The sequence below is a fragment of the Pedobacter endophyticus genome, from assembly GCF_015679185.1.
GTDB classification, from domain to species: Bacteria; Bacteroidota; Bacteroidia; order Sphingobacteriales; family Sphingobacteriaceae; genus Pedobacter; species Pedobacter endophyticus.
The window spans coordinates 2,051,962-2,065,666 of sequence record NZ_CP064939.1 but is presented as its reverse complement, the minus strand read 5'-3'; the positions used below and the strand labels follow the sequence as shown (position 1 = coordinate 2,065,666).

General features: G+C 39.7%; 14 protein-coding genes. 6 read left to right on the top strand and 8 right to left on the bottom strand.

The features are described 5' to 3' along the window. Positions 1 to 158: 158 nt before the first annotated feature. The 6 genes from IZT61_RS08245 to IZT61_RS08220 form a co-directional block, all read right to left on the bottom strand. Complete coding sequence (locus tag IZT61_RS08245) at positions 159 to 1,208, bottom strand: hypothetical protein (RefSeq protein WP_196100683.1); 1,050 nt, start codon at positions 1,206 to 1,208, stop codon at positions 159 to 161. A 106-nt stretch (positions 1,209 to 1,314) separates the two neighbouring features. Then, a complete protein-coding gene (locus tag IZT61_RS08240; protein WP_196100682.1) occupies positions 1,315 to 2,196 on the bottom strand; it encodes a class I SAM-dependent methyltransferase in 882 nt (293 codons plus the stop codon). Positions 2,197 to 2,199: 3 nt separating this feature from the next. Further along, the gene (locus IZT61_RS08235) at positions 2,200 to 2,583 is read right to left on the bottom strand and encodes a type II toxin-antitoxin system VapC family toxin (RefSeq protein ID WP_196100681.1); all 384 of its coding nucleotides are present in this window, start codon (positions 2,581 to 2,583) and stop codon (positions 2,200 to 2,202) included. Continuing rightward, positions 2,583 to 2,801: a type II toxin-antitoxin system VapB family antitoxin gene (vapB, locus tag IZT61_RS08230; protein WP_196100680.1), complete on the bottom strand. Its 219-nt coding sequence runs from the start codon at positions 2,799 to 2,801 to the stop codon at positions 2,583 to 2,585. The genes IZT61_RS08235 and vapB overlap by 1 nt, the downstream gene beginning before the upstream one ends. A 44-nt stretch (positions 2,802 to 2,845) precedes the next feature. Then, a complete protein-coding gene (locus IZT61_RS08225) occupies positions 2,846 to 3,598 on the bottom strand; it encodes an ABC transporter ATP-binding protein (RefSeq protein WP_196100679.1) in 753 nt (250 codons plus the stop codon). Continuing rightward, positions 3,598 to 4,332, bottom strand: a complete 735-nt coding sequence (locus IZT61_RS08220) for an MlaE family ABC transporter permease (RefSeq protein WP_196100678.1) — start codon at positions 4,330 to 4,332, stop codon at positions 3,598 to 3,600. The genes IZT61_RS08225 and IZT61_RS08220 overlap by 1 nt, the downstream gene beginning before the upstream one ends. A gap of 142 nt (positions 4,333 to 4,474) precedes the next feature. On the opposite strand from IZT61_RS08220, the gene IZT61_RS08215 reads away from it, so the two are divergent. The 4 genes from IZT61_RS08215 (at position 4,475) to IZT61_RS08200 (ending at position 7,637) form a co-directional block, all read left to right on the top strand. Further along, entirely contained in the window at positions 4,475 to 5,164 is a 690-nt protein-coding gene (locus IZT61_RS08215; protein ID WP_196100677.1) for an SDR family oxidoreductase, read from the top strand. Between the two features lie 42 nt (positions 5,165 to 5,206). Beyond that, a complete protein-coding gene (locus IZT61_RS08210) occupies positions 5,207 to 5,896 on the top strand; it encodes a PspC domain-containing protein (RefSeq protein WP_196100676.1) in 690 nt (229 codons plus the stop codon). 5 nt (positions 5,897 to 5,901) lie between these two features. Next, on the top strand, positions 5,902 to 6,873 hold the full coding sequence (locus tag IZT61_RS08205) for a LiaF transmembrane domain-containing protein (RefSeq protein WP_196100675.1): 972 nt from the start codon (positions 5,902 to 5,904) through the stop codon (positions 6,871 to 6,873). Between the two features lie 149 nt (positions 6,874 to 7,022). Further along, entirely contained in the window at positions 7,023 to 7,637 is a 615-nt protein-coding gene (locus tag IZT61_RS08200) for an RDD family protein (protein ID WP_196100674.1), read from the top strand. Between the two features lie 313 nt (positions 7,638 to 7,950). On the opposite strand, the gene IZT61_RS08195 is transcribed toward IZT61_RS08200, so the two are convergent. Next, on the bottom strand, positions 7,951 to 9,147 hold the full coding sequence (locus IZT61_RS08195; RefSeq protein ID WP_196100673.1) for an ATP-binding protein: 1,197 nt from the start codon (positions 9,145 to 9,147) through the stop codon (positions 7,951 to 7,953). A 173-nt stretch (positions 9,148 to 9,320) separates the two neighbouring features. Here IZT61_RS08195 and ispG point away from each other — a divergent pair, with 173 nt between their 5' ends. Both ispG and IZT61_RS08185 read left to right on the top strand, forming a co-directional pair. Then, positions 9,321 to 11,396 (top strand): (E)-4-hydroxy-3-methylbut-2-enyl-diphosphate synthase, encoded by a 2,076-nt coding sequence (ispG, locus tag IZT61_RS08190; protein ID WP_196100672.1) that lies wholly within the window; start codon positions 9,321 to 9,323, stop codon positions 11,394 to 11,396. A gap of 152 nt (positions 11,397 to 11,548) precedes the next feature. Continuing rightward, positions 11,549 to 12,829: a mechanosensitive ion channel family protein gene (locus tag IZT61_RS08185; RefSeq protein WP_196100671.1), complete on the top strand. Its 1,281-nt coding sequence runs from the start codon at positions 11,549 to 11,551 to the stop codon at positions 12,827 to 12,829. Between the two features lie 44 nt (positions 12,830 to 12,873). Here IZT61_RS08185 and IZT61_RS08180 read toward each other — a convergent pair whose 3' ends face one another. Next, positions 12,874 to 13,698, bottom strand: a complete 825-nt coding sequence (locus IZT61_RS08180; protein WP_196100670.1) for an alpha/beta hydrolase family protein — start codon at positions 13,696 to 13,698, stop codon at positions 12,874 to 12,876. Positions 13,699 to 13,705: the final 7 nt, after the last annotated feature.

Here is a 13,705-nt window from a genome sequence, read left to right as displayed (position 1 = left end):
GTTTTGCTTTATGAGACAGCCTCTGCTTTCATTAAACGATAGTGACGAAAAAAGCCCGTAATTTTCTCACAGGCTTCCTTTTACTATCGATATCTATTAGTCATCGGATGAATAATTAGCACGGTTGCAAAATTCATCCGATGACTAAATAATTCTTCTTACTGATATTGAATGTATATCGGTTTCGGAGTAAGCTTTAATAACTCTTCCGGCGTCATCAATCTGTTAGGCGCTTTCTTTAAATCGTTCTTGTAAAAAAGCTTAAAACCTGTAAATTGAACTGGTTCGCTGTAAATGAAATGGCGGTAAGTGCCCTTTTTCAATTCTGGTTCGCCCCATCCATCCATGTGCATAACCACTTGTACCTCAGGACGCAGTTTAATATTTTGAGCATTCGTTACCATTTTTCTGGTAAAGCGATGTAAAACAAAAACTTTTGGAGGCAAGTTGTGCTTCTTAACAATGTCAGCTAAATAGCCAGTAACGTAATTAACATCTGCAGCATCGTAAGTTCCAATTTTTCTACCTGGTAACGACCCATCTTTCATTGAAAATTCAGGGTCTATTCCCAAATGAACATAAGGTAGCTCAAGATATTTTTCGATGTGTGGAAGCTCAGCTTTAATTGTGCTCAATGCCACCTGAAGATCGAGAAAGACAATCGTATTGGGTTGCATTTTAGCAATTTTTAAAACAGAATCGATTTGGCTGTTTGCCATTCGGTTAATGTATTTTCCATCCCTTCCAGGCGTACCGCTCGCCACAGCTGCAATGTAATGCAACCCGGGTTGTACTGGAGTTGATGGATCTGCTTTTTCCCAATGTTTAACTTCTGCATTTAGGCGACGCCACATTTCTTTAGGAGCATATTCGCCGAGAGCGCCCATTTTCTTTGAGTGAAGATTACCATAATATACCACAATACGTTTAAAGGGCAAAATGGCACCTGCCAAAGGTGTCGGTTGGTTTTTTACTGGCCATTTGCCAGTGGTATCGCCATTAGCTAGTTTTTTTGTTAGCGAATCATATAATTTAGGATCAACAGGTTTCATTACATTCTCTGTTGAGTCTGTTTTCTTTTTTGTAGTGTCAGAAGAAAAGATTTTGGTCACTCCGCTGGTGCTCTTCCCATCTGAGTTACAGTTGGCAAATAAGCTGATTGCGGCAAAACCAAGCATTAAAGTGCCCGCTAATTGAGGAAATTTCATAGATTTAGTATAGAAATGATTAAAGTGTTTTAGACAGTTTTGTCGAATCTGTTAAAGCGTGAAAGTAAGTGGGAAAACCGAGAGTTTAAAATAAAGTAATCAACATTTACACATTGCAAAATTTACCGAAAACGCCGAGTGGTAATTTAATACCTGCAGTTGCTTGCAGATATAGCTCACCGGTCTCCAGATTTTTAACCGTGGGGAACGAAGTGCGAATTAAATTCTCGACAATAACAGAAGAAAATCCAAGCGAGTAAGTATTCAAGATCAAGAAATGTTCTTTTTCGTCTAATAACTGAACAACATCTTGCATCATTTCCTGAATGTGATCTTCAAGCTTCCATTTTTCACCATTTGGTCCGTGGCCATACGCCGGGGGATCTAAAATGATTCCGTTATATTTTTTGCCTCGCTTAAGCTCTTTTTTCACAAATTTCAAGGCGTCTTCCACCATCCAACGCGTATCTTTCAGCCCCGAAAGCTCCTGATTTTCGTTTGCCCAGGTAACCACCTGTTTAATAGAATCGACATGAGTTGTTTCGGCGCCTGCTGCGTTTGCAATTAGCGATGCAGCGCCAGTATAGGCAAAAAGGTTTAAAACCTTGGGCCTGGGAGTAGTGAATTTCTTGATCGATGCAGAAATAAAATCCCAATTTACAGCTTGCTCAGGGAAAACGCCAACATGTTTAAATGAAGTTAAGCCTAAACGAAGTTTGATTGCTACATCATTGTTTTTGTATTCAACATGCCAACGATCGGGTAGCGATTGGTTTTTCTTAACCCATTCGCCAGAAGTTGCAGAGCGGCCTCTAAAGGTAATATTGGCCGTTTTTTTCCAGTCTTGCTCAGATAGCGTTTTTTTCCAAACGGCTTGCGGTTCTGGACGAATTAAAACCACATTACCAAAACGTTCCAATTTTTCAAAATCCCCACAATCAATCAGTTCATAATCTTTCCAGTGTGTTGGGGCAAGTAGTTGTATCATGTATTAAAATAACTTTAAATTTGGATAACTTCTGATGTATTGGTCATCGGTTATTAAGATAAGATCATTGGCCAGTGCCTGCGAAATAATTAGCCTATCAAACGGATCTCTATGTACCAAAGGCAATGTCAAATACTTATCCAGCTGGTGTTTTTGTATTTCTAAAATCGAAATGCCAAGGTTTTCAATCAAATCATACATTTCATTGAGGTTCCTCGTCACAGTCAATTTGCCGATATTCACCTTTATCACGATTTCCCAGAGACTGGCTATGCTAATAAATTTTTCATTGCTGGGATTTTCAATATCGCTAATTACTCGTTTGTCGATGTTTCGATCTTCATTAATTAAAGAGATGAATATATGGGTATCAATTAAATACCGCATTACATATAGTCTTTTAGGTCATCTAAAGGTTCGTTAAAATCCTCTGGAATAATAAACAATCCCTTCGCAGCACCGTACAAGCTTTTCGGCTCCTCAGCCATACTATCCGGCCCCTCATTTTTTTTGTAGAAACTTTTAGCATGTTTGGCTTTCAAAAAATCAATAAAATCTTCTACCTCGTTAACCAAGTTTTCGGGTAAAGAATCTAATTTATGCATGATGTTTTTTGTCGCCGTGGTCATAACCAAATGTACAAATTTTCTTAAAATTTTCCTTTTGCAGCTTTCATAAACCGACTCGCAAAAACAAAATCATTAAGCTCCTTGATATCGGTATGCGCAATTTCTTTGTTACTGCCTTCCCAAAACTTGTGGCCTTGGTGCAAAAATAAAATATAATCGCCAATACCCATTACCGAGTTCATATCGTGTGTTACTACAATGGTAGTGGTTTTGTACTCCTCGGTTATTTCCTTGATCAATTCATCAATAACGATCGATGTTTTAGGATCTAAACCCGAGTTTGGCTCATCGCAAAACAGATATTTGGGATTCATTGAAATAGCCCGGGCAATACCAACACGTTTCTTCATCCCGCCAGAAAGCTCAGCCGGGAACAGTTTATTTTTCCCGGCAAGGTTTACCCTTTCCAAACAAAAATTAACCCGTTCAATTTTTTCCTTACGAGATTGATCTGTAAACATATTCAATGGAAACATTACATTTTCTTCCACCGTCATGCTGTCAAAAAGTGCCGATCCCTGAAAAAGCATGCCGATTTCCTTACGAACCTCAATACGTTCTTCGTAGCTCATCGGTGTAAAATCGCGTCCATCGTACAATACGGCACCCGAATCTGGTTGATGCAGGCCAACCATACATTTTAAAAGCGTGGTTTTACCAGAACCCGAAGCCCCAATAATAAGATTAGTAACGCCTTCTTCAAACTTGCCCGAAATGCCTTTCAACACTTCATTGCCAGAGAATGATTTATATATGTCTTTAATCTCTATCATTACAATAATAATTGGGTTACGATATAATCGCAGGCTAAAATCGAAATACAACTAATTACAACGGCTCTGGTACTGGCTTGCGAAACCTCTAAAGCGCCACCACGAACGTAAAAACCCTCGTAAGCAGGAACTGATGTGATAATAAACCCGAACACAAACGCCTTTACCAAAGCAACAACAATGGTGTAAGGGTTAAAGTCGGTTGTAATACCTTGAATATATTCAGCAGGAGTTACAGCGCCAGAAATGGTGCCACCAAGGTAACCACCAGAAATACTTAACACCATTGAGATAATAACTAATACCGGAACCATTGTAATGCCTGATATAATTTTTGGTAAAATCAGGTATCCCGGTGCGTTTATTCCCATAATCTCAAGCGCATCAATTTGCTCAGTTACCCGCATCGAACCGATTTCTGATGAAATGGCCGAGCCAATTTTACCCGCTAATACAATTGCACTAATGGTTGGGCTCAGCTCTAAAATACTCGAATCGCGGTTTACGGAGCCAATAATCGTTTTCGGAATAAAGTCGCTCGTTAACTGGAAAGCAATTTGCAAAGTCATTACAGCACCGATAAAGGTAGAAATAATGGCGATAAGCCCTAAAGAGCCCACACCAACATAATCCATTTGCTTGGCTATTTCTTTCAGGTATATTTTTAGTTTTTCCGGTCTTCTAAATACAGACTTTAAAAGCAGTATGTATCTGCCAAAATTGGTAAAATTCATTCCGTATGGTTTGCTTAATTTAAATGATCATTAATATACTACAAAGAAACAATAAAAAAGTTGTCGCAATTGATTATTGTAAAAATATTCGTGGTTATGAATATAAATATTGTTTTTTGTTAACAAAAATTAAACCACAATCATGAAAGCGATAATAACAGGTGCAACAAAGGGGATAGGCAGAGCAATTGCGATTAAACTTTGGCAAAATGGATACGATTTGCTACTTACTGCCAGAAATATAAAGGACCTTGAAGAATTACGAAATGAGTTGCTTGTTGATGATAAAACAATTTCTATTTACGCGGTAGATTGTTCGATAAAAACAGAAATAAAGACTTTTCTCGACAGCGCTGGTCAAGAATTTGGCTTTGCCGATGTTTTGGTAAACAATGTGGGTACATTTTTGCCCGGCAGCTTGTTGGATGAAGATGACGAAACGTTCGAAAAGCAGCAAGACCTGAACGTGAATGCCTGCTATTACATCAGTAAATTTTTTGCTAAAAGAATGCGCCTGGAGCAAAAAGGGCACATATTTAACATTTGCTCAGTAGCCAGCAAAGCACCCGTAAAAAATGGCGGCAGTTATAGTGTAACAAAAGCAGCGATGTTAAGTCTTAATCATGTATTGCGGCAAGAATTAGCCCCACACAACGTTAAGGTAACGGCATTTTTGCCAGGCTCAACCAAAACATCATCATGGGAGGGAACAACGATTCCTGATGACAAATTTGTGCAGCCTGAAGACATTGCGGAAACTTTGTTTACCATTTTAAATTTAAGTAAAGGTGTAAACGTTGATGAGGTACTGATGACGCCGCTCGATTTTTAAACATGCCAAAGGCATCCCGTTGGGACTAAAAAAGACAATATCATGGAAAAGAAGCTTTTTAGAAACGAACACGATAAGATGATTGCCGGTGTAGCTTCTGGTCTTGCAGATTACATGCAGGTTGAAGTAACCATTATCAGATTATTGTTTGCGTTATCAACTATTTTTATGGCTGGTGGTGGCCTTGTGGCCTACATTATTATGTGGATTATTGTGCCGGTAAATAACGATCCAAATGCCAAATTCTCGAAGTTTAACGATTATTTCAACAAGAATAATCCAAATGCAGCACCGTTCGGTTCGTCCGATACATTTACCGGACCAGCCGGAGCGGGTAATACAAACTGGACTCAGCCGGTTGATGATAGCACGAAAAGACCTTTCGAAACCCAGCCCGATTTTAGTAAGTTCAATAAGCCGAATGATTCGGGCAGAACAATTGCCGGCTTGTTGATGCTGGCGATAGGCTGTTTCTTTTTAATGCATCAGTTGGATTTTATCCCGGAATGGTTCACCATCAGAAATTTTTTCAAGTTTATGTGGCCAATGGTATTTATTGCTTTAGGTATTAGCATTATTGCAAAATCCAGGCGCAAAAACGAATGGGCGAACTTTCAAAACCAGCAAGCGCAGGAAGAACAGAAAAAATCAGCCGATGTTTCGGACGCAGTAATTGTGGAAGAAAAGCCAGACAACGACAACAATTCAACATCTACAAACCCTCAAGCATAATTAACATGAAATTAGATAGATTAATCTGGGGTATTTTACTGCTCTTTATTGGTGGTGTACTCTTATTAGAAAACTTTGGTATAATAGAGTTTTACTGGCGTAATGTATGGCATTTTTGGCCGATATTTTTAATCATAGCGGGTGTTAATATTTTATTTAACAGAGGCAATTCTCAAACCGGGCATATTATTTCTCTCGGCATTTTGGTTATAGCGCTTTCTTTTTTATTTGTAAGAGGACAAGAACCATCCAATGGTCGTTGGTGGTCGAGCGGCGGTGAACATCATAGCATGGATATGGATATGGATGATGATGAGAGAGACCGAACTGACGAAAAAGTACTTGCAACTCCGCATTTGTTAGTGGAGCCTTTTGATGTTGCCGATACGGATAAAAAAACTGTTTTAAATATCTCTGGTGGGGGAGTTTCTTATAAATTTGGTGGTGAAACGCCTGCTTTGATTGAGGCCGTTGTTAGAAATAAAAGCAATCACTTCTATTTAAATAAAAAAGCTACCGATAGTGTAAATGTGCTAACATTTGGTATGAATGATAAAAAGAACAAATGGAATTTTAACGACGGGGACAACGATGTTAATTTCAAATTGAATAAGTTACCAAACTGGGATATTGTAATGAATTTAGGTGCTGGAGAAGCTGATTTTGACTTTGCTGATTTTAAAATACGCAGTTTCCGTTTTGATGGGGGTGCAGCCGATGTTGAGGTTAAAATTGGAGATTTATTGCCAATAACCGATGTGGTAGTAAAATCTGGCTTAGCGGACGTTAAAATTAAAATACCTGCCAATTCCGGTTGTAGAATTAAAACCAAAACAGGTTTATCTGCGAAAGACTTTGAAGGTTTTGAAAAACTTAGCGATGGTGTTTACGAAACTTCGAACTATAAAACATCAACAAAAAAAATATTCATCAATTTAGATGGCGGATTAAGTAACTTTGAAGTGAGTAGGTATTAGTCCGAAGTCTGGAGTTCGAAAGTCCGAGGTCTCGAGATTGAAGCGAATGGCCAGCAGTTTTGCACCATGTCTGGATACTCGATACTTCACTGCTCACTACTCACTACTCACTGCTCGCTACTCGCAACTCACTACTTGATACGATAAAAATGAATCCCGAACTTGAGTATACAGTTGTAATTAATGGAAAGCCGCAGGGCCCTTTTAATTTGGCTGAACTAAAAAACTTAAATATAACGCCAGGTACTTTCGTTCGCAAACCGGGCATGGACGATTATAAAGAAGCTCACGCGATGGAAGAATTGCGTGAGCTTTTCGGCTTTGACTATCAAAAAACAGCGCCGCAATATTTCGCAGCATTCGATCAGCGCCTGCTGGCCTCCGTAATTGACCATTTCATTATTTTCGGTTTTTACATCATCGCAATTTTAATCAGTTATATTTTTATTCAGGAAAAGAACGATAGAATAATGGCCTTTTTAATTCCCTTTCCGATCATATTTGCAATAAAACTGGTTTATGGAATTTTCGCCGAATCATCTGCAAAACAAGCAACCATCGGCAAGCGCATATTAAATATTAAAGTGACCGATTTGGAGGGGAGCAGAATTTCTATCGGCCGTTCGTTAGGTCGAAATTTGGCCAAACCATTTTCTGCGATACCATTCTTCTTTGGTTATTTATACAGTTTCCTGAATAAGAAAAATCAATGTTGGCATGATGTTGCCGCTGAAACCCTGGTGATAAAAGATAGGTTGATTTAGCAAGAGGGAGAACAATGTCCTCGTAGCTAAGCAGTTGGTGTCAGTCTGAGCGGAGTCGAAGACTCTTTTTCTAGGATAAATCTATAAACATCGGCCCTTCGACTCCGCTCAGGGTGACAATGTTAGTTTTAACCTTACTCAAATAACGTTAATCGAAAGCACAAAAACAATTAGCAATGACCAATGTGAACCAACTAGTCATCGGATGAATATAGCCACCACGCTAGGCATTCATCCGATGACTAAGACCAATAAACTAATGCCAATGACCAATGAACTAATGAACCAGTTTAGTAAAAAACCATCTGTCAATTTAAGCCAGCAACCCAAACAACCATAACGGAATTTTATTACCAATGCCTGCCTCAATATCATCTATAGCATAAAACGCATGTTCGATACCGTTTAATTGCTTCGTCGACTTATTTTTTCCGCCAATTTCGAAAGTGTACTTGTTGTCAACATAAAAATCTCCTTTCAACGGGGCGTTAACTTCATAACCTGCATTTTTCAGCTGGTTCATAAAAAATGCCTCACGTAAACTTCCCTTATCAGTGTTTGTAGGACTGATTGCGAACAATAAGTTGGTATTTTCTAAAAAAATTTTATCCGGCTTTTGTAAAGTGCTGATGCTTTTGCCCGCGGCGGTAAGCGAATTGATCAATCTTGCATTGTCTAAATAATGCAGGTATTCTATAATCATGTTTCTGCTGATGCCCGTTTTTTCGCTCAGATTTGTAATGTTGGGCTTAAACGGAACATTGGTTGATAAAATATACAGCAATTGATAGATTTTACGAGAGTGGTGAGGGTTGAATCCAGCAATAAATTGCAAATCCTGTTCAATGATAAGTCTAACCACCTTTTCTAAACGTAAATGATAAGTAGCCGTATTTTCGATAAAAAAGGGATAATATCCATGGATGAAATAATCGCTTAAGTATTGCAAGGGCCTAAAATTACCTGCAATACCATTTGCAATTTCGACATGATTAGCTAGTATATCAGCAAGTGAAAGCGCATTAAGATCAATAATCCCCCTAAAATTTAAGTATTCACGATAAGATAAACCCGTTAATTCATATTGTACTGCCCGACGGCTCAAGTCGACATTTTGCCGCGAGATATCGACAATTGACGAACCAGTAAACACAATTTTTAGATCTTTATAGAAATCGTAAATGTTTTTTATTTCCGTCGCCCAATTAGGATATTTATGTACCTCGTCTATAAAAAGTATTTCTCCACCGCTCTGTCTAAATTCCACTGCAAAATTCGCTAAACTCGTGGTCGTAAAATGTATATCGTCCATGGTGATGTATAAAGCCTTGTTACTTAACCCATATTTCGACTTTAATTGCTGAAGGATCAGCGTAGTCTTTCCTGTGCCACGGGCGCCAAGAATGCCGATTAATCTATCGTTCCAGTCGATTTTTTGGGCCAAAGGCCTTACAATATCCAACGTTTGCTGTTGAACGATGAGGTTGGATTTTATCTTTAAATTTTCCATTTTGTTTATTCGAACAAGCAAAAATACATAAAATTGCTATAAATTTATAGCAAAATACTTAAAAATTGCTACTTCTACAAAGCAATTTCTGTTTTGACAAAACGCTATCAATCCAGCAATTTAACAATAAAACAACCCAACAATTTTAACATTTAACTTATCTTTGCATCCACATGGAAAACATATCGGCAAAGCATAGATTGGACGGTAGCTATTGCAACAGTTTAACGCAGTATTCAAGATTTTTAACGAGAGAAGTGAAGATTGGCGATGTTGCCCTTGGTGGCCATAACCCAATCCGCATTCAATCGATGACAACCACCGACACGATGGACACATTGGGCACCGTAGAGCAAACCATTCGCATGGTAAAATCGGGTTGCGAATACGTGCGCATAACTGCCCCAAGTATCAAAGAAGCCGAAAATTTAGCCAATATTAAAAAGGAACTTCGCTACCGCGGTTGTGATGTACCTTTAATTGCCGATATTCACTTTACACCAAATGCCGCTGAAATGGCCGCCAGGATTGTAGAAAAAGTTCGCGTAAATCCGGGCAATTATGCCGATAAAAAAAGGTTCGAAGACCTCGAATATACACAAGATGCTTACAACGCTGAGCTGGAGCGGATCAATAAAAAGTTTGTACCCTTAATCAAAATTTGCAAGGAATATGGTACTGCAATGCGAATAGGCACCAATCATGGTTCCCTTTCCGATCGCATTATGAGTCATTACGGCGATACACCCCGCGGAATGGTAGAATCGGCGATGGAGTTTATCCGCATGTGCGAGGCTGAAAACTATTACAATCTCGTTATTTCAATGAAAGCCAGTAATACGCAGGTAATGGTTCAGGCGTACCGTTTACTGGTAGAAACCATGGTTAAAGAGGGCATGAATTACCCCTTGCACCTGGGCGTTACAGAGGCCGGGGATGGCGAAGACGGGCGGATTAAATCGGCCGTTGGAATCGGAACCCTGCTTGAAGATGGCCTGGGCGATACCATCCGTGTTTCACTAACCGAAGACCCTGAGTTTGAAGCGCCAGTAGCTAAAGCCCTGGCTGATCGATATAGCTCGAGAAGATCGGAGATTGGAAATCCGAGCTTGGAGTTTGGAATTAAAAATGAGAGCGCCGAAATTAATCTTGAGCATTTACACTTAGGACTGGACACTCCCAACTCCGAACTTCGAACTCCGAACTCCGAACTCCCAACTTACAGCCCATATTCCTATTCCCGTCGAATAACAGAAAGCGTTCAGCACATCGGTGGGCATCACCATCCCGTAGTACTGATCGATGTTTCAAACGAAAACCTGAAAGATCCATACTTTTTAAATTCAGTAGGATACAATTATAGCGCCGGATTGGATAAATACAATCTTGCCGATCAGGCTTGCGATTTGGCTTTTTTGGGCGATAATTTGCCGTCATTCTCATTTCCCGGCAATTTAAAGCAGATTTACAATTATCAAACCTGGTTGAGCTTAAACGATAAAAACAATTGTCACCCGCTATTTTCTCTCGAAGAATTTGGCAAGGCAGATCTTAAAGATGAGTCGCTGAATTTTGTTCGGGTTAATGCTCAGCTATTCGGGTCAACAATTGAGCAATTGAACAGTTTATCAGCTAACCTCCCGACAGCTGTCGGGATTACCAATGTTGTGCTCATCCTCGAAACTTCCGCTGAACACGGCATGGCCGAGCAAAGGTCGTTTTTTGTTGCCTTACAACAACAGAACATCCAGGTTCCGGTAATCATCAAAAGAAGTTACGAAAATTTAGATGCAGACACCTTAATGCTTTATGCCGCAACCGATTTGGGCGCATTATTGACCGATGGTTTTGGGGACGGTGTATGGATTGATGCGCAGGGGCAAAATCTGGCCTTGGTAAACTCAACCAGCTTTGGCATTTTACAGGCAACCCGAACGCGGATAAGTAAAACGGAATACATCTCGTGCCCCAGCTGCGGAAGAACGCTATTTGATCTGCAAGAAACTACGCAGCTCATCCGCTCTCGAACCGATCATTTAAAGGGAATCAAAATCGGGATTATGGGTTGCATCGTAAACGGCCCTGGCGAAATGGCCGACGCTGATTACGGTTATGTGGGCACCGGCCCCGATAAAATTACCCTCTATCGTGGCAAAGAAGTAGTAAAGAAAAACGTAGTTACTGCCTATGCTTTAGATGAACTGATTGACATTATCAAAAGCGACGGAAATTGGATTGAGAAAGCGTAATTAACGGTGGCAAAAAGATAGCACTTATTTAATTATATTTGACTAATATTCAGTTGCTTAGTGATGTGATGTTTTTTGTCTTTCCTTTGGCCGTTAAACCAAAGCTTGTTCAGTGACGCTTAAATTAACCTATAAACCCTATATTGCTTTTAATGAACATCCCTGAGTTTCAAACCCTATTTGGCGAACTTAGAAACTGGCTGGAGAGCATAGGTCTTACTGGCGCAACGTTAATTTACTCTTACTTTTTTACCGGCCTAATTAGCGTTATACTTTTTCTTTACCTCACCATATTTTTAACCCGACAACTTTTTATAGCCATTGTAAAAAGTGCTAAAACGCGGCCCGACTGGCAGAAAGCACTTTTCGAATTCAGGGTTTTTAGAGCGTTTGCCATAATTTTTGGTGCTTACATTGTTTACAATGTAGTGCCTTTTGTTTTTATCGATTTTAAGACCGGGCTTTTCTATGCGCTCATTGTTGCCAAAATTTACATCGTACTGGCTGTGATGTTTGCTGTAAATGCGTTTTTGAATGCGGTGGTTTCTATAATGGAATCTTTAAAGAAATATGCCGATAAACCCATCAGGAGTTATAAACAGGTTGCAAAAATCGTTTTTTACATCGTTGGCTTTGTATTAATTCTTTCCATCATCTTAAACCAATCGCCAGTATATATTTTTGGTGGTTTCGGTGCCGTAACGGCCGTATTTATCCTCGTTTTTCGCGATCCGATTTTAGGCTTTGTAGCCTCCGTACAAATGAGTGCAATAGATTTAGTGCGCATTGGCGATTGGATTACCGTAGAGAAATATGGTGCCGACGGCGAGGTAACGGAAATTAACCTCACAACTATTAAAGTTAGAAACTGGGATAAAACGGTAACCATTGTTCCCAGTTACGCAATCGTAAGCGAATCGTTTAAAAACTGGCGGGCAATGGAAGAAAGCGAGGGCAGAAGGATTAAGCGTCACATCAACATTAAGATTTCCAGTATTAAGTTTTGCGATGAGGAACTCATCAACCGGTTAAAAAGCATCGATTTTTTAAAGGAATACCTTAACCAAACTCAACAACAAATAGCCGAATTTAATGCCGAAAATACCGTTAACCCAAACAATTTGGTAAATGGCCGTCACATGACGAATATTGGTACTTTTAGAGTTTATGCAGAGAAATATTTAGAAAGCAATCCATACATCAACACCAGTTTAACCTTTATGGTTCGCCAGTTGCAGGCTACCGAAAACGGACTTCCGATCGAAGTTTATGTATTTTCAAAAGAAAAAGGGTTGAAAAAGTTTGAAGAAGTTGCCGCCGATATTTTTGATCATTTACTTGCGGCCGTTCCTTATTTCGATTTAGAAATCTTCCAAAGCCCAAGCGGCAGTGATATTCGCAGCTTTGTTGGCAGAGCGAACGATTGGGCTTAAAAGCCTGTTGTCATCCGGGAGCTACCCGGCGACAACAGTTCATGCTATTCTCCCAAAAAGGTTAAACATTTTTCGCAAACCTTAAAAAGCAGCGGCGGTAACGTTTCGTTATCATACGGATGAGTTGCGCCATAAACATGATTTGCACCTTCAATTTTTACCAACCTACTGTTGGCATTCGCATCCGCCAGCTTTTGCGCATTCTCAAAAGGTACGTTCACATCGTCATCGCCCTGAACAATTAACCAGGGAATATTAATGCGCTTAGCAGACCCCAAAATATTTAGCGTTTCTGTATTTTCTTCCAAATCTTCAAGCAATGAAACATTCAGCGGCATTTGCTCCTTTGTTCGGGCATTGGTAACAAATATAGTCCCATTCTTTTTCCACTCCGCTTCCTGTTCTTTTTTCCAAAGGCTATCAAAACTCGAGATAGCGCTCCACGTAATCAGCTTATTAACCCGCAAATCGTTGGCCGCCGCTATAATCGCCAGGCCACCGCCACGGCTATGACCAATGATGTTGACCGGAGTTTCTTTACCATAAGCTTTTTCGATAAAATTCAGTACCGCATTCACATCGAAAAGTTCTTTAGACACCGTATTATTTGCGAATGTTTCCATGTCGGTAACATCTTTAGGATCATCTGCCGGCACGCCCGAATGCGATAAATTAAATTTTATATACCGAAAACCGTTCGCAGCAAAATAGCGGGCCACAAGGTTATGTGCGCCCCAGTCTTTAAAGCCCTTAAAGCCATGTATAAAAAGCACAATCGGCGTACTCGGGTTCTTATCATCAAAAGTAATGTCGCCGACAATTAATTTTCCATCCGAACCGTGAAGGCTAAAATCATTTTGTGAAATCATAATTTAA

Excerpts from the sequence above, each read along its gene's own strand:
- IZT61_RS08225 (WP_196100679.1), bottom strand. The coding sequence starts at position 3,598 with ATGATAGAGATTAAAGACATATATAAATCATTCTCTGGCAATGAAGTG.
- IZT61_RS08205 (WP_196100675.1), top strand. The coding sequence starts at position 5,902 with ATGAAATTAGATAGATTAATCTGGGGTATTTTACTGCTCTTTATTGGT.
- IZT61_RS08245 (WP_196100683.1), bottom strand. The coding sequence starts at position 1,208 with ATGAAATTTCCTCAATTAGCGGGCACTTTAATGCTTGGTTTTGCCGCA.
- IZT61_RS08180 (WP_196100670.1), bottom strand. The coding sequence starts at position 13,698 with ATGATTTCACAAAATGATTTTAGCCTTCACGGTTCGGATGGAAAATTA.
- IZT61_RS08185 (WP_196100671.1), top strand. The coding sequence starts at position 11,549 with ATGAACATCCCTGAGTTTCAAACCCTATTTGGCGAACTTAGAAACTGG.
- IZT61_RS08240 (WP_196100682.1), bottom strand. The coding sequence starts at position 2,196 with ATGATACAACTACTTGCCCCAACACACTGGAAAGATTATGAACTGATT.
- IZT61_RS08235 (WP_196100681.1), bottom strand. The coding sequence starts at position 2,583 with ATGCGGTATTTAATTGATACCCATATATTCATCTCTTTAATTAATGAA.
- vapB (WP_196100680.1), bottom strand. The coding sequence starts at position 2,801 with ATGCATAAATTAGATTCTTTACCCGAAAACTTGGTTAACGAGGTAGAA.
- ispG (WP_196100672.1), top strand. The coding sequence starts at position 9,321 with ATGGAAAACATATCGGCAAAGCATAGATTGGACGGTAGCTATTGCAAC.
- IZT61_RS08215 (WP_196100677.1), top strand. The coding sequence starts at position 4,475 with ATGAAAGCGATAATAACAGGTGCAACAAAGGGGATAGGCAGAGCAATT.
- IZT61_RS08200 (WP_196100674.1), top strand. The coding sequence starts at position 7,023 with ATGAATCCCGAACTTGAGTATACAGTTGTAATTAATGGAAAGCCGCAG.
- IZT61_RS08210 (WP_196100676.1), top strand. The coding sequence starts at position 5,207 with ATGGAAAAGAAGCTTTTTAGAAACGAACACGATAAGATGATTGCCGGT.
- IZT61_RS08220 (WP_196100678.1), bottom strand. The coding sequence starts at position 4,332 with ATGAATTTTACCAATTTTGGCAGATACATACTGCTTTTAAAGTCTGTA.
- IZT61_RS08195 (WP_196100673.1), bottom strand. The coding sequence starts at position 9,147 with ATGGAAAATTTAAAGATAAAATCCAACCTCATCGTTCAACAGCAAACG.